The organism is Aeribacillus sp. FSL K6-2848, from assembly GCF_038004325.1.
GTDB lineage: Bacteria > Bacillota > Bacilli > Bacillales > Aeribacillaceae > Aeribacillus > Aeribacillus composti.
The window spans coordinates 4,215,092-4,234,986 of record NZ_JBBOQQ010000001.1; the positions used below are offsets into that span (position 1 = coordinate 4,215,092).

Annotated in this window: 18 protein-coding genes and 3 pseudogenes; 4 read left to right on the top strand and 17 right to left on the bottom strand. The window is 36.5% G+C overall.

The window, feature by feature from the left end; translation table 11 throughout:
- Positions 1-734: 734 nt before the first annotated feature.
- Both NSS70_RS20185 and NSS70_RS20190 read right to left on the bottom strand, forming a co-directional pair.
- Complete coding sequence (locus NSS70_RS20185; RefSeq protein WP_340882431.1) at positions 735-3,614, bottom strand: AAA domain-containing protein; 2,880 nt, start codon at positions 3,612-3,614, stop codon at positions 735-737.
- 810 nt (positions 3,615-4,424) lie between these two features.
- Positions 4,425-4,979: pseudogene (locus tag NSS70_RS20190) on the bottom strand (IS110 family transposase); the annotation flags it as partial.
- Positions 4,980-5,121: 142 nt separating this feature from the next.
- On the opposite strand from NSS70_RS20190, the gene helD reads away from it, so the two are divergent.
- On the top strand, positions 5,122-7,464 hold the full coding sequence (gene helD, locus NSS70_RS20195; protein ID WP_339210692.1) for an RNA polymerase recycling motor HelD: 2,343 nt from the start codon (positions 5,122-5,124) through the stop codon (positions 7,462-7,464).
- A gap of 283 nt (positions 7,465-7,747) precedes the next feature.
- Here helD and NSS70_RS20200 read toward each other — a convergent pair.
- From NSS70_RS20200 to NSS70_RS20240, 9 genes and pseudogenes are all read right to left on the bottom strand, one after another.
- Positions 7,748-7,969, bottom strand: a pseudogene (locus tag NSS70_RS20200) (ABC transporter permease); the annotation flags it as partial.
- 127 nt (positions 7,970-8,096) lie between these two features.
- The gene (locus tag NSS70_RS20205; RefSeq protein WP_339198129.1) at positions 8,097-9,044 is read right to left on the bottom strand and encodes an L-lactate dehydrogenase; all 948 of its coding nucleotides are present in this window, start codon (positions 9,042-9,044) and stop codon (positions 8,097-8,099) included.
- A 31-nt stretch (positions 9,045-9,075) separates the two neighbouring features.
- Positions 9,076-9,276, bottom strand: a complete 201-nt coding sequence (locus NSS70_RS20210; RefSeq protein ID WP_235600454.1) for an L-lactate permease — start codon at positions 9,274-9,276, stop codon at positions 9,076-9,078.
- 59 nt (positions 9,277-9,335) lie between these two features.
- Positions 9,336-9,786: pseudogene (locus NSS70_RS20215) on the bottom strand (L-lactate permease); the annotation flags it as partial.
- A 509-nt stretch (positions 9,787-10,295) separates the two neighbouring features.
- Complete coding sequence (locus tag NSS70_RS20220) at positions 10,296-10,724, bottom strand: hypothetical protein (protein ID WP_339193689.1); 429 nt, start codon at positions 10,722-10,724, stop codon at positions 10,296-10,298.
- 49 nt (positions 10,725-10,773) lie between these two features.
- A complete protein-coding gene (locus NSS70_RS20225) occupies positions 10,774-10,956 on the bottom strand; it encodes a hypothetical protein (protein WP_144598567.1) in 183 nt (60 codons plus the stop codon).
- Between the two features lie 13 nt (positions 10,957-10,969).
- Positions 10,970-11,092 (bottom strand): BREX protein BrxB domain-containing protein, encoded by a 123-nt coding sequence (locus tag NSS70_RS20230; RefSeq protein ID WP_242009369.1) that lies wholly within the window; start codon positions 11,090-11,092, stop codon positions 10,970-10,972.
- Positions 11,093-11,415: 323 nt separating this feature from the next.
- Complete coding sequence (locus NSS70_RS20235) at positions 11,416-11,568, bottom strand: hypothetical protein (RefSeq protein ID WP_340734381.1); 153 nt, start codon at positions 11,566-11,568, stop codon at positions 11,416-11,418.
- Complete coding sequence (locus NSS70_RS20240) at positions 11,540-11,824, bottom strand: S8 family serine peptidase (RefSeq protein ID WP_339200062.1); 285 nt, start codon at positions 11,822-11,824, stop codon at positions 11,540-11,542. Before NSS70_RS20240 ends, NSS70_RS20235 begins: the two co-directional genes overlap by 29 nt.
- Positions 11,825-12,158: 334 nt before the next feature.
- Between NSS70_RS20240 and NSS70_RS20245 the strand changes: the two genes are divergently transcribed.
- The gene (locus NSS70_RS20245; protein ID WP_339198141.1) at positions 12,159-13,064 is read left to right on the top strand and encodes a DNA adenine methylase; all 906 of its coding nucleotides are present in this window, start codon (positions 12,159-12,161) and stop codon (positions 13,062-13,064) included.
- A 39-nt stretch (positions 13,065-13,103) separates the two neighbouring features.
- Here NSS70_RS20245 and NSS70_RS20250 read toward each other — a convergent pair whose 3' ends face one another.
- Positions 13,104-13,664 (bottom strand): AlwI family type II restriction endonuclease, encoded by a 561-nt coding sequence (locus NSS70_RS20250; RefSeq protein WP_144598408.1) that lies wholly within the window; start codon positions 13,662-13,664, stop codon positions 13,104-13,106.
- A 1-nt stretch (position 13,665) separates the two neighbouring features.
- Complete coding sequence (locus tag NSS70_RS20255; RefSeq protein ID WP_339198145.1) at positions 13,666-15,480, bottom strand: AlwI family type II restriction endonuclease; 1,815 nt, start codon at positions 15,478-15,480, stop codon at positions 13,666-13,668.
- Between the two features lie 214 nt (positions 15,481-15,694).
- Between NSS70_RS20255 and rocF the strand changes: the two genes are divergently transcribed.
- Entirely contained in the window at positions 15,695-16,603 is a 909-nt protein-coding gene (gene rocF / locus NSS70_RS20260; RefSeq protein ID WP_340882593.1) for an arginase, read from the top strand.
- A gap of 142 nt (positions 16,604-16,745) precedes the next feature.
- The gene (locus tag NSS70_RS20265; RefSeq protein WP_340882434.1) at positions 16,746-17,000 is read left to right on the top strand and encodes a DUF2759 family protein; all 255 of its coding nucleotides are present in this window, start codon (positions 16,746-16,748) and stop codon (positions 16,998-17,000) included.
- Here NSS70_RS20265 and rlmH read toward each other — a convergent pair.
- The 4 genes from rlmH to NSS70_RS20285 form a co-directional block, all read right to left on the bottom strand.
- Positions 16,935-17,414 (bottom strand): 23S rRNA (pseudouridine(1915)-N(3))-methyltransferase RlmH, encoded by a 480-nt coding sequence (gene rlmH, locus NSS70_RS20270; protein ID WP_130158231.1) that lies wholly within the window; start codon positions 17,412-17,414, stop codon positions 16,935-16,937. The genes NSS70_RS20265 and rlmH overlap by 66 nt on opposite strands.
- A gap of 125 nt (positions 17,415-17,539) precedes the next feature.
- Positions 17,540-17,695 carry a CxxH/CxxC protein gene (locus NSS70_RS20275; protein ID WP_339198152.1) on the bottom strand — a complete coding sequence of 52 codons (156 nt, stop codon included), beginning with the start codon at positions 17,693-17,695 and terminating at the stop codon, positions 17,540-17,542.
- A gap of 57 nt (positions 17,696-17,752) precedes the next feature.
- Positions 17,753-18,976 (bottom strand): S1C family serine protease, encoded by a 1,224-nt coding sequence (locus NSS70_RS20280; RefSeq protein WP_339198154.1) that lies wholly within the window; start codon positions 18,974-18,976, stop codon positions 17,753-17,755.
- 120 nt (positions 18,977-19,096) lie between these two features.
- The gene (locus NSS70_RS20285; RefSeq protein WP_130158225.1) at positions 19,097-19,891 is read right to left on the bottom strand and encodes an MBL fold metallo-hydrolase; all 795 of its coding nucleotides are present in this window, start codon (positions 19,889-19,891) and stop codon (positions 19,097-19,099) included.
- Between the last annotated feature and the right edge of the window lie 4 nt (positions 19,892-19,895).

The window sequence follows — 19,895 nt, forward strand, 5'->3', positions numbered from 1 at the left end:
CTAAAAAAATGGATACGGAGAACAGAGAGAAATAAACATAATTGGTTAATCGCATTTAAGAAACAAGAGTTTGTATATTTTATTGCAAATTCACTATTACATGGAGAGGCTTGTTCGTCTTGCAAATTCTTATCACTTGCTTTCGCAAAAACTCATACCGTTAGAGGCTCACAGTCAAGCATATAGAAATGAAAAAAAGTGAATGTTCTGATTTGCCACTAGCTGTTCTAGGAGGCGCCATCTTTTCTCCTTAAGCCGAGATATTTTTAAAATCGATTTTCATTTCGTATTTGGACTTTTTTGGCAGGTAATGGTCATTTCTATTATTGCCACATTACTTTGATTTTATTTACTAAAGAAATCCCTCCGTTAAAGCAAAAAAATTTTTTTTCTAACACTCATTTTCGGATATGCATGCAACATTTCTCAATGAAACAATAACCATTTTAACATGTTATAGGTACTCCAATTTGTTACGATTCAAAACAACATCATTACTTTCTCGTATTGCTGTTTTCTAAAGTGCTTTTTTAGGTTTGTTTTGAAATATGCAACTTAAAAGCCCTCTCTTACCTGCATTCTAAAAATAAAACGGTAAATATAAAAAAATCTTGTTTACCAGTTCCATAATAGCAATAACAGGTAGCGGCAAAATGGAAAGAACATAAAACCTAAATTATTAAAGCATTTATCCACTATTAATACTACGGCTATCTTTACTAGAAAAACATTCTTCATTTAAAACTTGTCAACATTTTTTTCAGCAATCCGCTTGGAGTTGCTTCACTATTTGAAAGACAGCCTATCTCACCAAAAACTAGAAAACTATCTTTTGCTCTTGAAACCGCCACATTCAACAAACTTTTTTTTGCATCAATAAAATAACATCCATCATCCTTACCATATACAGTGGACATAATAATCACATTTCGTTCTGCGCCTTGGAATGTATGCACAGTTCCAACATCAACCACTTTTTTAAGCTCTTCTGGCAAAATTTTCTTAATCTCTGCAACCTGCATTTTAAAAGGGGTTATAATACCTAGAATATTTTTGGGGTTTAACGTTGGGAACTCAGCTTTGTATGCAGCTTTTATTTGTTCAAAATTCTTCATTATCCAATTTACAATTTCTCTGGCTTCCTTTTCATTATATCTACTACCCGCTCGTTTACTAGATTTCTGACTATCTACTTGATAATGCCCAAAATGAGGAATTGACAGTTTCCTTAATGGACATTTTTCATCATTTCTACCATAGCCCCTTTTTGGTTCTAAATTCCCTTTATAGACTAGATAATTACAGTATTCAATAATATCATTATAGCAACGACGATGCTCGCTTAAAAACAACCCTCTTTCACCAAACTTTTCGTATTGACAGCTTTTGCAAGCAACTTTCATCACACTAGACTCTGAAGTGTTTAAGCCTAAAGTTCTTAATTTTTCAAACTCGTCTTTATTTTGGATCACTTTGGCTGCTATAGCTAATGAAATATCTAATGATTTATTAATATTCCAAACAGGTTCAATTTGATATATATCTCCTACTACAACTGCCCGTTTAGCTAATGAAAACGAACATGCAGCAATTTCAGGAGTCACTTGTCCTGCCTCATCGACTATTAATAAATCAATTTTATTATATAAGTACTGTTCTACTCCATCATACGCAAGAAAAAGCTTTGGTAATTGGTAAAATGTCATCACATAGCAGGGTGTAAGCATACTTAAGTTTTCATAAAACAGCTCTAAAACATTTTTGAAATTTTTTCCCCTTTGTTCAGCACTTAATTTCTTTGCTTTTAACCATTTACATTCATAATAATGGACCGATAGCCAAAAGGAAGTATACCTTAAGCAGGTGTCTAATAATTTATTCAAATCATCTATTTTTGATTTACTTGAGATCTTAAAGTCTTCTCTGTTTATCAATTTTAGGTTTATTAAATTATCAATAACGGACTGTATAGATGATTTTAATGCTTTTACTTTTTTTGAAACTTCTTCCTTCTCCCTGAGATTTGTTCTGACTTCTTTAGCTATCGAACTGTATTTATCAAAAATTTCATCTATGTCCATCGATTCTTTTAAAAAATCTTCCTCTGGACTAATAAAGATACTTAATCTGTTCAAAATTTTCTGTTTGAAAGTTGGTATAAATTTTAGCCATCGATAATAAAATGGAATTCTTCTATATTCATTTTGCCATTCATTTTTCCGATGGTTTATATAATCTAATTTTTCTCTATCAGCTGCTATTTCTTTTTCAATCGCTTGAATAAAAGCATTTATACTTTTCTCACCATTACAAATTTCAAAAAATTCATGGAATAACTGTAAAATATCATCAGTATATTTTTTTATTTCCTTTAACCGTTGCCAAATTATATCTTCACATTCGTTTAAAGTGTTTATTTTTGTATTAAAATAATGAGAGCATTCCCGTAAAAATTTTTCTTTGGAAGCTTGAATGTTTTCGTCGCTTTCCACTCTCTCAAAGAAGTTTTCACCTTTTTGATTCGTATGTTGAAAACCTTTTTTTTCCGCTTCATTCACTTTTCTTGTGGATGGAAAATAGACCGCAAAACTATTAACACCTTCTATCCATCTATTTTCTAAATTACTATGCTTCCACTTTTTTGTAATTTTCCCGAATGATTCTATAATATTTGTAACGGCTTGATTATTTGTAGATGAAGCTACAATTAAAGGAGGTTTTTCTTTTTTTAAAGCTCTCTCGACATATAAATTGGCAACCAAAGATTGCAATAACGTCGTTTTTCCCGTACCAGGAGGTCCATTTACGGCCAAAATATCACCATCCTCCATATTATTGAAATGTATCAAACACTCCCTCTGAGAAGGAGACAGCTTATGAATCCCATTCATTTGACCGATGTGCTTTTTTGACTCCTCTATTGAATTTTTTATTAGCGGCTTTATAGGACTAAATTCTTGTTTTATAAAGTTTAAATATAATTTGGATTTTAAATAATCTCCTTCTTGTAAAAAATCATATAGCTTTAAAATACTTCTTGTCGAAACAATAGAATTATCTTTCAGCAAATAGATTTTATCTTCAAGCTCTATCCCATTCACTGATTGATCTGTTATCTTACTTCCTGTGACGGCTTCATACATTTCTTTGCATAAATTAAAATAAGTTTTCCAATCCGTGCTATTTTTTAGTTCGTTGTGATGGTTAGTCATAAAATCATCAAAAGCTTCTAAATGGCCTACTGCTAATGTAGTATCGACTATAGGATATAGATATTCTCTTGGTATCCACGGAGATTTATTTTCTGAAGGATAAAGTTCCCCATTTTCATCTAATAATGCGGGAATAAAAAATATGCCAGATAACGTATCATTATTGTTATTAACCCCTTCTTGCACTGTAAAAATCCTTTTAATCGTTTTCGCTACAATTATTACTTCAAGTTTATTTCCACTTTTTTCTTTAAATATTTTTTGTAAGTTGTTTTCTGATATCTTACCTAGTTCAACTTCTTCCAAAGATACAATTTCATATTCACTGTTTTTAAAATCAATCGGGAGTTTTGCGGCAATACTATCTCTGAAATACTTCGTCATTCGTAAATTGCTGTCCATAAACTCACTCCATTGAAGTTGTTTATTATATTATAATATATTTCGAAAGATAGTTATTTTCTAAAATTTTTGACCAAATTAAAAAGACATTGATCATTCAATCAGTTCTTTATGTGTCCCTTGTTCTATAATTCCTTCTTTCGTGATAACTAGAATTCGATCGGCATTTTTAATTGTAGCTAAACGATGAGTTCCTTTTATCATAGCTATTTTAAGAACTTTTATAAAACAAAAAACAGCCTAACTAATTTAGTTAGACTGTTTATATGACAAGATCCAAAAACTCATTCACTTATGGTACGTTTTTGCAAACTTTATGAGATGGTAAAACTTTATCTGAGGAAACCAAAACGTTATCTCCTTTATATCTATATCCTTCCGGTTCTCTTACATTCGAATTTTTTTAATTAATGGCCTTACAGTAACTTTTTTCATCATCGCTTACGATTTTAAAAAATCTATTAAATTCTTAAGAGTATTAATTAATGTATCCTTGTTTATAATATCAGCGGTAGTGGTTAATACATTGAAAAAATTGAGAAATTATGATAAATTAGATTAGAAACACATTTTTGTTTAAATTAAAAAATATTTACCCTATTATAATTTTACAACATAAAGTTCCTTCAGTCAACCCCTATTTCTCATTATTTTTAAAGTCCTGCGGTAATATGTCAAGGTGAAAAATCATAGAAATTGGAAATTCCCTTGTCCGATGATCCGAAAAAAGGCAATACTGAAGAAACCCAGTATTGGTACATGTAATAAACTGGGTCTAAAGGTTGATATTGGTATACCAGATCGATCCTCTTATCGATCTTCCCCCTTTCTTGGCGTGTAGATTTGACCGTTGCGTAGCAGCGCATCGATCACACGCACGAGTTTTCTAGCGGTGAGGACGAGGGCTCGTTTATGTTGGTGTTTGGGCACTTCCTCATACTTCTTCCGGTAGTACGCACGAAACGTCGCATCATGCCGTTGTACCGAGTTGGCAGCCTCCACTAGGTAGTAACGGAGATAGCGATTGCCGGAACGAATGAGGGAGGTGTCCTCGGCTTGAAAACGGCCCGATTGGTGCTTGGACCATGTCAAGCCGGCATATTTTGCCAAGGCGGCCTGATTGTGAAACCGCTCGATTTGCCCGATTTCGGCCAGGATGCCTGCGGTATAAACCGGTCCGATGCCTGGGATGGTTTGCAGTGTGTTCGGAATGCCTTCAAGATGGCGGGTAATGGCTTTATCGAGCTCTTTGAGCTACGATTGCAGGCTGCGGATTGATTGAATCGACAGCCCTAACAGCAAGTCGATGGAATCCTCGACACACTTGGACAACCGATACGACGAACGGGCCGCCTTTTGAATCGACTAAAATGAAATTTTTTCAGATTGTGGTGGGCTGGCCCACCACGATCTGAACTAGCTCCCATGAAGTTATCAAAGAACAAAAATCTAACTGGAAAATACCTCAAAAGAGGATTCTAAAAATACTATACGAGGAGTGCTTAATATGAATACAGAACTTCGGCAGGAGCAAGAACGATTAGACAGCATAATGGCGATCATTGTGGAGCAAATCGGCATGCTGGAAAACGAAACCTCCCAGCGTCGAAAAGAAGTGATTGATTTCCGCAAACATTTTTGGGATGACGTCAAGGTGAATACTGATACGTTCGACGATTATCTTGAGACGATCATCGCCTTGAGACAACAGGCGCAGAACCTGTCCGTGAGCCAAAGCACCCACAGACAAGCCTTCAAGAGGTTGTCCGCGCTGCGCCGCATGCAGGAGGTGCCTTATTTCGGTCGAATCGATTTCATTGAGGAAGGGTCTTCAACTGCTGAACGAATCTATATCGGTATCTCCACGCTCACGGATACAAGCGGAGAGAACATCCTGATCTACGACTGGAGGGCGCCGGTCTCGAGTGTCTACTACGATTACGCGCCCGGCCCGGCCGAATATACTACTCCCGGAGGCACAGTCCGCGGCATGCTGGAGAAAAAGTGGCAATATATCATCCGCGGCGGCGTTATCAAGTCGATGTTCGATACGAGTCTCACCATTGGAGACGACATTTTACAGCAGGTGCTTGGCAGAGTGACAGACAAACATATGCACAACATCGTGGCCACCATTCAACGGGAACAAAACCAGATCATCCGTCATGATCGCGGGCGGCTGCTCATCGTGCAAGGACCCGCCGGCAGCGGCAAGACATCGGCCGCCCTGCAGCGGATCGCTTACTTGCTCTACAAGTATCGGGATAAGCTGAGAGCCGATCAAATCATTTTATTTTCACCTAATTCGATGTTTAACAGCTACGTATCCAATGTGCTGCCCGAACTAGGCGAAGAGAATATGCAGCAGGCCACCTTCCAGGAATATTTGGAATATCGGCTGAGCAAAGAATTTCAAATCGAGGGTCCATACGAGCAATTGGAATATGTGTTGACTGAAGCGGATGACTCTTTATACCGGACTAGAACTGCGAGCATCCGATTCAAGGCATCAACCCGTTTCTTCGAGACGATTAAAACATACTGTAAGTCGCTGGAATTATCCGGCATGCTATTCAAAGATATTCTATTTAGAGGAAAACCGATCATCACCGCCAAACAAATCACAGAAAGGTTTTATAGCAGCGACACCTCGCTCCGTTTTCACAGCAGACTTGAAAAGCTGGCAGATTGGCTAAACAAGCAAATCGATGAAGCGGAGAAGCTTGAACGGACTAAGCCATGGGTGCAGGAAGAAATCGAGCTGCTTAGCAACGAGGATTATCATAAAGCTCATACTCTCTTACGGAAAAAACGCGGCTTTAAAGCAGAAACGTTGAACAACTATGAGAACGAGATCGAAGCGCTGGGCCAATTGATCGTTCGCAAGAAGCTGAAACCGTTGCGCAAACGGATCCGAACGCTTCGTTTCATCGACATGAAGGGAGTATACAAGCAGCTTTTCGCCGATCCAACGCGGGTCAAACAGTGGATGGAAGTGGAAACACCCGAGGAGTGGGAGGATATTTGCCGATTGACTGTAAAAACGCTAGACGAAGGCAAACTGTTTTACGAAGATGCAACTCCGTATTTATTTTTGAAAGAGCTGATTCAAGGCTTTCAGACGAACGTCTCGATCAAACACGTGCTTGTAGACGAAGCGCAAGATTATTCTCCGTTTCAATTCGAATTTTTGAAGCGTTTGTTTCCTTCGGCGAGGATGACTGTGCTCGGCGACTTTAACCAAGCGATATTCGCTCATGCCAGTGAAACGGTCGATTTCCACACGCTTACCAGCCTATACGGACCGGATAAAACGGATTCGATCACCTTGACCCGCAGTTACAGATCCACAAGACAGATCATTGAATTTACGCGCGGACTCGTACCCGATGGCGAACGGATCACTGCTTTTGAACGCGACGGCGATAAGCCTGTGTTGACGAGAGTGTCCGATCAAGCTGAACTGCACCGCTGCATTGCTTCCAAAGTCGTGGACTTGCGGAAACGGGGATATAATACGATCGCGATTATATGTAAATCTGCTGCGGAAAGCACCGCCGCATACGAAGCACTGAAAAGCGTTGAAGATATAAAACTTGTGAAGAGCGGCTCTACCGAATATGAACAAGGTGTTGTCGTTATACCGGCGTATTTGGCGAAGGGCATCGAATTCGACGCCGTCATCATTTATAACGCTTCATCGCACGTATACGGCGTTGAGAGCCTGCGCAGATTGTTCTACACCGCCTGCACCCGGGCTATGCATTACTTGCAGCTTTACAGTGTAGGCGAACCTAGCCCCTTTTTACAGAACGTTGCGCCGGGTAGTTTCCTTCAGATCCCGGGTTAACACGGGACTGGTCTGGTATCTGAAATGTATCACTGTCATTAAACGGCCATATATGATATAAAAAACCACTTGCCAGCATCCCTTCAATACCATACCCCGAGTTGGGCAACTTGTTTAATGGAAGGTAATGAAGGGATGTCAGCAGTGGCTGAAATAAATTATATCAGACATGTGAAATTCTATATGATGTGTTAAAAGTTCTGTAAGCAGCAAGGTTCCGTAATTTTTCGGTAAAAGCTTTTTTACTAGGATATCGCGAACAGATCAATACACAATATCCAATTTATGCCCGGCGCATATATACACGGACGGTGATGGGCGCAAAGATTGCTACGATGGATGCAGCCCCGATGAGAGAGACGGCGAAATCTGAGCCAATAGTTCCATCATTGATCAGATCACGGACGGCAGTAATAATATGCGAGATCGGATTGATCTTCGCAAACCATTGGAGCCAATCGGGCATCGTCTTGACTGGCACAAAAGCATTGGAAAGAAACGTAAGTTGAGCTTTTCATCCTAACAAGCCTCGCAGCAGTTTGTAATCGGGAATTGGTTTTCCCAATCCTTGTTTCCTAAACGTTCCCGGTACAATGGTCACTATAGAGCATGTCGCTTTGCCATCAAGTGGATTAAATGACAGATTTCATCGTATCTTTTAGCACTGAAACGGAATAATTAAATTGTTCTTGTTCCTTTTCGTTCAGTTCAATTTCGATTATTTCGTGCACGCCGTTACGATTAAGCTTGGCTGGTACTCCAATATATACATCATTTTGTCCATATTCACCTTCTAGATAGGAAGATACTGTCAGGATACTATTTTCATTTTTAAGAATTGCTTTTGTAATTCGGACAAGGGACATTCCTATTCCATAGTATGTCGCCCCTTTTCGCTCAATGATATGATAAGCAGCGTCACGGACGTTTACGAAGATCTCCTCTAAACATTCTTTCTTTAAATCTTTCTTTCGCTCTAAAACATCATCAAGATTCTCTATTCCGATCTTGGCATGGCTCCAAACCGGAAGCTCGGTATCTCCATGTTCCCCTATGATAATTGCATGAATATTTCTTGTATCCACATTGAAATACTTCCCTAATTCAAATCTTAGACGTGCAGAATCTAAGACTGTTCCTGAGCCAATGACGCGTTCCTTTGGCAGTCCTGACTCCTTCCAAGTGACATAAGTTAAGATATCTACTGGATTTGTTGCCACTAAAAATATGCCATTAAATCCACTTTTCATAATCTCTTTTATAATTTGTTTAAATATTCGCGTATTTTTCTCAACTAACTGCAATCGGGTTTCACCTGGTTTTTGTGCCAATCCCGCAGTGATAACAACTAAGTCCGCATTGGCGCAATCTTGATAAGAACCGCTCCATACCTTTATTGGCGAAGGTGCAAACGGCACTCCATGATTAAGATCCATCACCTCGCCTTCAGCTTTTGCTTCATTTATATCAATTAAAACTAATTCCTCAACGACCCCCTGATTAATTAGTGAATAGGCATAACTGCAGCCTACAGCACCTGTTCCAACGATTACAACACGATTTACTTTTTCTTTATTCATGGTTATACATCCCCCTTAAAATGTTATATGATTAAAATAGGAACCAGCTAACTAATCCAATTACAGCAAGCAAACATAAGCTATATTTAATTGTCACTTTAAATAAATCACTTTCTTTTCCTGCAAATCCAACTGCCGCAGCTGCAACTGCAATTGATTGAGGTGAAATCATTTTAGCCATTGTACCACCCATTACATTGACAGCAACCATCGTTTCGGGTGCTATTCCAATTTGTGAAGCAGTGACAGCTTGAAGTGGAGCAAATAAGGAACCGCTGTTTACAACAGAGCTGGACTAAATCCAAGCCCCACTAAAATGGCTGCTGTTATGGCAACGGGTGCTCCAAATCCTGCAGCTCCTTCTAAAAATGCCCCAAATGAGAATGCCCCAATAAGAACTTGCAATTCTTTGATCCTCTGTAATAAAAGAAATACTAATGGCAAATTTTCCGGTTTTTACTGATATTTTATAAAGGAAAATAGCAGCAAATACGATTGATGCTACTGGCCATAAACCGACTAAAATTCCATATATCGCAGACATCAAAACTAAGATTGCAGGCATTTTATAAATAAAGACGGCAAAAATGCCTGCAGCAATTATGCTGAAAAGCCCTGCTATATATCCTTTTAATTTAAATACTGTCAGCAGAACAATAAAAACGATGATAGGAACGGCAGCTATAATAGCTGAAAGCCATATATTTTCCAATGGATTATAAACTTGCTCCCATACATGCATCTTGTTCAGCCCCTATACTTTAAAATCGACGAAATGATTTTGTGATATATTTCACAATATGTATTACATCCTCCCCCTAAATTATTTATTTTGCTTACAAAGTTAGTATAACATCTGTTTGTGAAATTTTTCACAATATATATGAAAAAAATATGAACTTTTGAGACATGTCGAGTAAAGTAATGATAAAAAGGAGAAAATCATTTATGAAGGAATAAGAGGGTTAGATAATCTTTAAAATTTAATATAAAAATATAATAATTAACTAGATGAAAAGTGATGAGGACGACTAAACTTACTATTTTATAAAAAAAAATTTTACGTAAATTTTTTTACATGTCTATTTTCTTGACATAATACCAAGACGAATATAGTAAAAAAGGGCTGTTCAGAATGAGGCATCCAAGTTTTTTGATGGAAGATCTACACACTAGGAATAAGTAAACTAAAATTCATTTTACCCATAATAACAAAATGCAACTGTTCGTAAATTCACCGGTCTAATCAACTTAGAACTCCGGAATCTTCTTGATCGTCAGCAATTCACCATGATGTAGAGCGAGTTGTTTAGGATTCGATAATTGATTCAATAAGAGTTTTCTCCGTTCTACAATTTTTAAAGGGTGTCGGTGTGTATTTAAAATGTGAGCAATTTGAATGGTACATGTCTTATAGTAACTGCATACGTCGAGAATATATTTATGAAGCAATGGCAATCCAAAATCATCATATGCTTCTAAAGTTTCAGGATCACACAAACCATAAACGATTTCAATTTGCACGGGATAATCGAATCCATCTACTTTTTCATCACTTTCTGTTAAGTCAAGAGTTTGATCAAGAGCTATTTTACTCCCATTTAAATTAATAAAACCACTTTTAGAGTATATACCTGATGGTAGTTTAATATCTGAGGCAAGGTAATAATAATATGTCATAGAAAACCCCTCTCATTTAATGACTTCATCTGTATTTGCGCTAGATAAATTAATTCGGGTCGCAAAACGTCCTTGGATTTTGGAAAAATCTTTTTTCGCTATGGACATTAAGTGACGCTTTTATTTTTTCTTGAGATGTGACAATGACCCATGCTTGGCCCATTGTTGCACTTCGTACACCCTCATTAATCGGACGAAAAATTTCTTTTTTAAATATTTCTTTAACTAACACATAATCTTCTCCTCTATGATATTCTCGTTAATTGATACTGATCTTCATTATGTAAAATCCCAAATAGTCGTAGGTCTAATCCGGTAAAATGACCGGGGTAAAAAAGTATAATTGGTTTACGTTTTTTTGCAAGCAAAAAGTGCAGAGAATTGCAAAATCCTTATGCAGTGATATGCAATGGGGATTTACATGGAGGAGGAGCCATGATAACCTTTTTTGGTTTTGCCAAAACTGTTGGCTAAAGAATCATGGCTACAGAGGATCCATGTCAAGCCCTTGATGGATAGATCACATATATGTATATTTATTCAAAATTTTGATAAAGCACTGTATTTTTTTCTTGTAGAAAACATACTACCATCTCAAAGGTGTCATTGTTAATTTCTAATTCTTCTGCGGATACTTTATATACTGTTGTATCATCATCACTTGAAACTACTTCAACTGTTTCATCAATACTTACATCAATTTGTTCTGTACTTTCAAAAATTTCTTCTGTATTTGGAAATTGGTTATTTCTTCCGCAAATGCAACCGGAGCAACTCCAGCAATATTAATAAACAAAAATGTAGCAACTAATAATTTAATTAATTTCTTTTTCATCTTTTTCATTTAGAATTTCCTCTACCCTTTCTTTTTGTAATGTTAGAAAACCTTCTCCAAATTGTACTTTGTCACCTAACTTCACAACATAATTGGAGAGTTCTTCTTTGATGGTGCTGGCATTATATTTTGAGTCGCTTCTATTCAGGATTGCTGCAATAACACTAGTGGCATATGCAGTAGCGAAAGACGTTCCTGAAAATGTTGAGTAGGATCCTTTGTTATCTGTAGAGATAACTTCTACACCTAGAGCTGAATAATCTATTTTCCCGACTCCCGAATAAGGATCAAGTTTGAATTTTTTATCAAACGAGGAATCAAGTAATCGCTGAACATCCGAGTTCTTATGAACGAAATCAAATGATTACGAATTTAGACCATTACCTAGAGGCGTTATTAGGTAAAACCTCGGGCTATTCGGGATGCAGGTCAACAAATCATCTTTAATCACGGTTGAGACTTTATTTGACGCTTACTTTTAATTTATTTCAAATAATTCCCTTTATACAACAGAACATTTGTTCCTTTCCTGTGGATCATAGTTATGTTAAATTAGTATAATGTAGTAGACAAGCTACTATTAAATTGGAGGTTATTAGATGAAACCTATTTTAAAATATCGTGGTGGAAAAAAAGCAGAAATTCCTTTCTTTATTGACCATATACCCAATGATATCGAAACCTACTTTGAACCCTTTGTCGGGGGTGGTGCTGTATTCTTCCATTTAGAACATGAAAAATCAGTTATCAATGATATTAATTCTAAGCTTTATAAGTTCTATCTTCAATTAAAGCACAATTTTGATGAGGTAACTAAACAATTAAACGAACTACAGGAAATATATGAAAAAAACCAAAAGGAATATGAGGAAAAAAAAGCTCTTGCTCCTGCTGGTGTCAGAGTGGAAAATAAAAATGAAGAACTATATTATGAGCTAAGGAACGAATTTAACTATCCATCAGGAAAATGGCTAGACGCAGTAATTTATTATTTTATAAATAAAACTGCTTATAGTGGGATGATAAGGTATAACAGTAAAGGAGAATATAACGTTCCTTTTGGAAGATACAAAAACTTTAATACAAAAATCATTACTAAACAACACCATAACCTGCTTCAAAAAACAGAAATATATAATAAAGATTTTTCTGAAATTTTTAAGATGGCAAAACCAAATGACTTCATGTTTCTTGATCCTCCATATGATTGTATTTTTAGTGATTATGGAAATATGGAGTTTACAGGTGATTTCGACGAGAGGGAACATCGTAGGCTTGCTGAAGAGTTTAAAAACTTAAAGTGCCGTGCACTAATGATCATTAGTAAAACGGAATTAACTACCGAACTATATAAAGATTATATCGTTGATGAATATCATAAAAGCTATTCTGTAAACATTAGAAATAGATTTAAGAATGAAGCAAAGCATTATATAATCAAGAACTATGATTATGTACGAAAAAATAAAGAAGAAAAATATGAGCAACTTGAACTTATTCATTAGTTAAAGGAACAATGAACTGGCATTGTTCCTTTTTCAATTTCATTTTAAATTGTACTCAATGAAAGTTAGCCATTCTTCAGCTTGATCATATCCTAAGTCACTTCGTAATAATTTTATCAGTATTTCTTTTAGTTTATTAGGATTAAAGTGTTCTCCATCACCTTTCAGCTGTGTAACTAGCTTTTTAAACTGGTCTACTGTTAATGGAATTACAGGTTCTGATTCCTTGTTAAAACCTATATGTCTTGCAAAAGAAAGATCAATACTTTTTCCTAAGAAAAGAGTATATGCTTCTATTCCTTTTTTTTTATATTCTTGTAGGTGCCTGACGACTGAATCCCCTTCATAATCTAGTTGCTTTTCCCCTATCGTGAGGGAACATTCAATTAAAATTGAAAAATGCTCATATTCAACTAATATATCTTCAACACCTGGTATGGCATTACCAATTGGATGACCTGAATCATCAAGCTTAAAGTTTGGGACTAGATTCTTATAGGAACCTAGTTTTTTAAAAACTCTATATGTGTTCCACTCGAAGTAATTTGGAGGATTTATCGTTTTTTCAACTTCTTCATAAAAGTCCAGAATATCTTGCATTTTAAAACCTTACCTCCTTGTCAACAACCCAATTATTTAAAGTTTCTTCTAAACCAGCTTTAATTTGAGTATATTTTCTTTCACACTCTATAGTTGTTCGATATAATGAGACCATCAGATTCTTAATATCATAAGAAGATAACCTTCTTCCTTTTTCAATTAATTTCTTCTGTACCATTAGGAGCATGTTAAACTGTTTTAATGAGAGAGGGATAATTCTTGTGTTTTGAACAATATTGTATTTCATAAACTCCTCAAAAGTATTCTTATTGATTTCTGGCGCAATGAATAAACAATATAGTTCTTTCTCTACTCCTTGCTTTTCTAATTCTTTTTTCTTGTTTAAATAATGCCTTGTTACTGGTTCTGATTCCATCTTAAACTGGGTTGCTCCCTTAGAAGTTGTTACTTCACCAAGAACAATAAAGTCTTCATATATAATTTCCATATCAGGCTGGTTACCTGCGGCATGAGTAACTGGTTGTAACTCTTCATCAATAACGAAGTTGTTTTTATATTCTAAAGCATTTCCAAGAATAATGAAGCCATTCCACGTAAGCCATTCAAATACAGTATTTTTATTTGCAATGAAGCGAGCTTTAATTTTCTCTTCAATCACATTCTTTTTCTCATGATATACCTCAAGAAGGTCAATGACTTCTTCAAGTTGACGTGGGTCATTAAAATCTGCTTGTAACTTTTTCTTTTTGAGTTCTAGCTGTAATTCCTTAGCATGGTAAATAACATCTTTTAATGTTTCTACATCAACTTTTTTATTAAGAGAATTATAAATGTCTTCAAGGACTTGTATTTCAACTTTAACATTTGGAAAATGTTCTACTAATTGCTCAGCTAGTCTGGTATTTTCATCTCGTATTCTATGGGCTAGATCTAAAAGTTGTTCTTTTGTCTCAAATGAAAACTGTGGTAAACTCGGATTTCCATAATATTCATGAAATTCCTCTACTCTCGTATAGTTCTTTACAACTTTTGATGAACTGATAATTTCATCAATTAAATCAGATTTTTCTGGATTTAAGACGAGTTGATTCCCTCTTGCAACAAATAGACCTGTATATCGAAAATATCTTGTGGTTGCATCTGCCACATCTCGTGCATTTCTCATTTTAGTTTCAATTTTTGACTTATGTGAAGAGTCAGATTTCCCTTCACGAATTTTACCTACATTTCCATAAATCTTTTCGAATCTTTTAAAAAAGTAATTCTCAGTAAACTCAAGTTTCTTATTTTGTCCTTTTATTTTTTCACGTTCATTACGGAACTGCATTATTTCCTCTGCAATTTCATCCACCTGATTATTATTTGTTGCTGTTAAACAGAACATAGCAATATCTAATTTACTGAGGCCGCCTACCTTTTTTAGTAAGCTAAGAACAAATACAAGAGGATTTATACTCCATTCCTCCTCGGGATATTCCTTACCTTTGTGTTGAAACGATGGATATTGCCACTTTACTAACTGTTTTAAGAAAACATCTTTGGGTCTTCGGTTATTTGCAAGCATTTTCCCTGCTTCAGTTATACGAAGATAACCTTCTTCATCTACAAATACGAAACCATAAGTTTTCATTGGTGCCACTCTGTCTCGAGTAGAAAATGCAGCTTCTTTTTTATAAGTAGTACCTAAGAATTGTGGTAAAGCAGCAAGTTCTTTAGCAAATGCCTCTTGTGCTTTATACCCTTTTACCCCTTTCCAATAACTTCCCTCAAAATTTGCTAGTACTTTTAACTCAGGCTGAATTTTTTCTGGACTTCTAGGTGAACAAGAAACATACCAATTAACTTTTTTAGCCATCTAATCCCTCCTGTAAGACCCATAAATGTGATGTATACCTAGATTATACTGATTAACCAAAAAAAGTAAATGTCCTTTACTCAAAAACTTAAATATTTTTCGTTTTTGAGTAAAAGACATAATAAATATTTATACACTTTATTGTTAAGTTGAACCATTTAGAAATAACTTTTATGCTTATAGTTAGAGTAGAATTTAAAAGGGGAATTTAAAAATTGAAGAAAAAAATATATCAATAATAGGGGTTCCAATGGATTTAGGTCAAATGCGCAGAGGTGTTGATATGGGGCCAAGCGCAATTCGATATGCTGGTATAGTTGAGCGATTAGAGCGATTAAACTATTCAATAGAAGATTTAGGAGATATCGATATTGGAAGAGCAGAGCGTAGTAATATTAGAAATGTCGAAAATTTAAGAAATTTGAAAACGGTATCAGAGGCGAATGAAAAGCTTGCCGCTAAAGTAAATGAAGTAATCCAATCAGATTCTTTTCCATTAGTGTTAGGAGGAGATCATAGTATTGCTATTGGAACATTAGCAGGCGTAGCCAAGCATTATGAAAACCTGGGAGTTATTTGGTATGATGCACATGGGGATTTAAATACAGCCGAAACATCGCCCTCAGGAAATATACATGGTATGCCATTAGCAGTAAGTTTAGGAATAGGACACCCAAGTTTAACAAACATAATGGGCTACACTCCCAAAATTAAACCAGAGAATGTCATGATTATCGGTGCACGCTCATTAGATGAAGGAGAGCGTAAATTAATTAAAGAAAAAGGTATAAAAGTATATACAATGCATGAAATTGATCGGCTGGGCATGACAAAGGTTATGGAAGAAGCAATAACATACTTACAAAACCAAAGGACAGATGGAGTGCATTTATCATTAGATTTAGATGGCTTAGATCCACACGATGCTCCTAGAGTTGGTACACCTGTTATTGGTGGTATCAGTCATAGAGAGAGCCATTTAGCAATGGAAATGTTGGCTGAATCCGGAATTATTACATCAGCAGAGTTTGTTGAAGTAAATCCAATTTTAGATGAAAAAAATAAAACAGCAACTGTAGTTGTAGCCTTAATGGGGTCATTATTTGGTGAGAAATTAAAATAAAGATGAATTATACAATGAACTCAAAAATTTTAATTCCTTTAATTTATCCTAGTAAGGGGCTTATTAATGGATTGGTTATTATTTTCACTTTAGTGACTTTACTTGGTATTCTTCAGTTTTTCAGACTATTAAGGGAAAGAACATGCTAGGCATTTTATTTGCTTTTAGCACTGTAGCTGTTTTCGGTTGGTTTACAGTAATGAAAATTTATCCATCATGGATAACCAACAGCTCACTAATTAGAAGGGTTGTCCGAAAATGCTTCGGACAACCCTTTTCTATACATTTACGATTCAAGCCACAAATCTATATTTTTTTCAAAAAACCTCATTTACTTATGGTACGGTTCACCCCTATTTATGCGAAAAGCACGGTAGATTTGTTCGAGCAAAATTAGACGCATGAGCTGGTGGGGGAAGGTCATTTTGGAAAAGGAGAGGGCTTCGTCCGCCCGTTTCATTACCTCTTTGCTTAAGCCGAGAGAGCCTCCGATTAGAAAGGCGATTTTGCTTTTTCCGTATGTGGCCAGTTTATCTATACTATGTGCGAACTCTTCCGAGGATTTCATCTTGCCTTCAATGGCAAGGGCGATGACGTATGCATCGGACGGGATTTTGGCTAAAATTCGTTCGCCTTCTTTGTTTTTGATTAGTTCCATTTCCTGCGGGCTTATTTGTTCAGGAGCCTTTTCATCAGGAAGTTCAATGATGTCAACTTTTGCGTACGATGAAAGACGCTTTAAATATTCGTCGATTCCCTGCTTTAAATATTTTTCCTTCAGCTTCCCAATCGCTATAATTTGAATGTTCAACTTTCATATTTCCCCTTTTTTATTTTATCAACATGTTGATAACTATTTCCCACATAAAATAACAAATATTCCACAGATTTTATCCACAATTGTGGATGAATACCTCTATATTTCGTGTCCGAAAATCAGTTCCCAACTATATATACTGCGGTTTTTTTGCACAATTCACAGGTTGTGGATAAGCTGTGATTAAATTCAATTTTTTGAATATTTGGTGCTATTTCATACTGGTCTACATACATGTCGATTGCTAAATCAATATGATCCTCGCAGCAATACATTTATAATCCTCCTACCCCATAATGAAAACAGGAAAGCTGATTCCGCCTTCCTGTTCTTTAAAAAGATTTTTGTTCAACGAGCTTCAGCTTCACTGTTTTCAACTCGCCATTTCGATAGAATTTTACTTCCACTGTGCTTCCAACCTTTTGGCTGTATAGCTGCTTTCGAAGCTGGAGAACATTTTCAACCTTTTTCCCAGCAAGCTCTATAATTACGTCCTTCTCTCTCAAACCTGCGCGTTGAGCTGGCGACATCGGCTCAACACTCATCACAATCACGCCGTTTTTAACGCCCTTTGGCAAATTTAATGCCTCTTCCCAATAATAGCTTGGGATGTCTTCAAGAGACTGAAGACCGATTCCCATATATGGACGCTTCACTTCGCCGAATTTTTCAAGATCATTAATAATCGGAATTGCAATGTTAATTGGGATAGACAGTCCGATTCCTTCCACCGCGGATTCAGCAATTTTCATGGAATTAATTCCAATTACTTTCCCGTCTAAATTCACAAGTGCTCCGCCGCTGTTTCCTGGATTAATCGCGGCATCCGTCTGCAGCACTTCCGCCTGCCAATCCACTGTTCCGTTTTCATCAATATCAACAGGAATGGTCCGTTCTGTTCCAGAAATAATCCCTTGTGTAACAGACCCAGCAAATTGCAAGCCGAGCGGGTTTCCGATTGCCAACACCGGCTCACCCGGTTTGACTGTGTCCGAATTGCCGAATTCAGCAACCTTCTTAACATGCTTTGCATCCACAACCAATACTGCTAAATCCATCAGCTGATCACTGCCGACAAGTTCAGCGGGAATGCGTGTTTCGTCGTTTAATACAACTTCCAATTGATGCGCTCCGGCTACAACATGATGATTTGTTACAATATAGGCTTTATCGCCTTCCTTTTTGTAGATGACCCCTGATCCTGTTCCTGCTTCTCCCTCTTGTGTTTGATCCCAGAAGCTTACTTGCTGAATATTGACGACTCCGACAACCGCATCACTCACTTTATTAACTGCTTCTGTAACTGCTGAATTCACATTTACATTTACTGTTTTGACTGGCCCTTGGACATTTCCTGTTTCCCCTTCCTCAGTTTGCTCTGGACTGATGTTCAGATTATATGGAAGAATATTGAATTGTGCTAATGCTGGAAGGGAGAAAATAACTAATAACGCGCCTAACACGGCTCCGATTAACCCAGCCAATAATGATCCGCCCCAGTTTCCCCTTTGTTTTCTGTTATTATACCGTTCAAAATCATCATCATAATATCCCATCGCCTCATCATTCCTTTCCGATGACGAATGATTTTATCTACATTATTATAGTATAACGCGAGCTGGCAGGAAAAATATATGACAACATTAACATACCCAACGATGGGGAAATTCAAACATTTAAACAGCTACGAGAGGCGTCGGTTTCTTTGGATCTGTATCATATAATTCAAATTGTTCTCCGACAACGAATCCTTTTTTCTCTAATACTTGCTGGACAGACATTCGTGCGAGCTCTTTCATATTATTTTCTTTACTTAAATGCGCCAAATAAATTCGTTTCGTCTTGTCGCCAATGACATCAGCCATAGCAAGTGCAGCATCTTCATTTGAAACATGTCCAACATCAGATAAAATTCTTCGTTTTACATTCCAAGGATACCGGCACATTCGCAGCATTTCTACGTCATGGTTGCTTTCAAAAATAAAAACATCTGCACCGCGTATGATCCCTTTCATTCTGTCGCTTACATATCCAGTATCAGTAATTAACGCTAGTTTTTTTCCACGGTGGTGAAACACAAAAAACATTGGTTCTGCTGCATCATGGGAAACGCCAAATGATTCAACCTCTAAACTTCCAAACGATTTCGTTTCGCCGATTTCAAAAGTAAACTTTTGTTCTAAATGAATTTCGCCGATTTCTCTCTCCATTGCTTTCCACGTTTTTTCATTCGCGAAAATCGGAATTTCGTATTTTCTCGCTAAAATTCCAAGTCCCTTGATGTGATCGCTATGCTCATGGGTGACTAATATACCGCTTAAATTTTTTATGTCCCGTTGAATTTCTTGAAACAAATTTTCCATTTGTTTACCACTTAATCCTGCATCGATTAACAGGGAATGTTCATCTGTTTCTACATAAATGGCATTCCCTGTGCTGCCGCTCGCAAGAACACTGAAATTAAGGCTCATTTCC

Coding starts and splice junctions, on each gene's coding strand:
- NSS70_RS20185 (WP_340882431.1), bottom strand. CDS start 3,614: ATGGACAGCAATTTACGAATGACGAAGTATTTCAGAGATAGTATTGCC.
- helD (WP_339210692.1), top strand. CDS start 5,122: ATGAATACAGAACTTCGGCAGGAGCAAGAACGATTAGACAGCATAATG.
- NSS70_RS20205 (WP_339198129.1), bottom strand. CDS start 9,044: ATGAATAAAGAAAAAGTAAATCGTGTTGTAATCGTTGGAACAGGTGCT.
- NSS70_RS20220 (WP_339193689.1), bottom strand. CDS start 10,724: ATGACATATTATTATTACCTTGCCTCAGATATTAAACTACCATCAGGT.
- NSS70_RS20235 (WP_340734381.1), bottom strand. CDS start 11,568: ATGAAAAAGATGAAAAAGAAATTAATTAAATTATTAGTTGCTACATTT.
- NSS70_RS20245 (WP_339198141.1), top strand. CDS start 12,159: ATGAAACCTATTTTAAAATATCGTGGTGGAAAAAAAGCAGAAATTCCT.
- NSS70_RS20250 (WP_144598408.1), bottom strand. CDS start 13,664: ATGCAAGATATTCTGGACTTTTATGAAGAAGTTGAAAAAACGATAAAT.
- NSS70_RS20255 (WP_339198145.1), bottom strand. CDS start 15,480: ATGGCTAAAAAAGTTAATTGGTATGTTTCTTGTTCACCTAGAAGTCCA.
- NSS70_RS20265 (WP_340882434.1), top strand. CDS start 16,746: ATGCTAGGCATTTTATTTGCTTTTAGCACTGTAGCTGTTTTCGGTTGG.
- NSS70_RS20275 (WP_339198152.1), bottom strand. CDS start 17,695: ATGTATTGCTGCGAGGATCATATTGATTTAGCAATCGACATGTATGTA.
- NSS70_RS20280 (WP_339198154.1), bottom strand. CDS start 18,976: ATGGGATATTATGATGATGATTTTGAACGGTATAATAACAGAAAACAA.
- NSS70_RS20285 (WP_130158225.1), bottom strand. CDS start 19,891: ATGAGCCTTAATTTCAGTGTTCTTGCGAGCGGCAGCACAGGGAATGCC.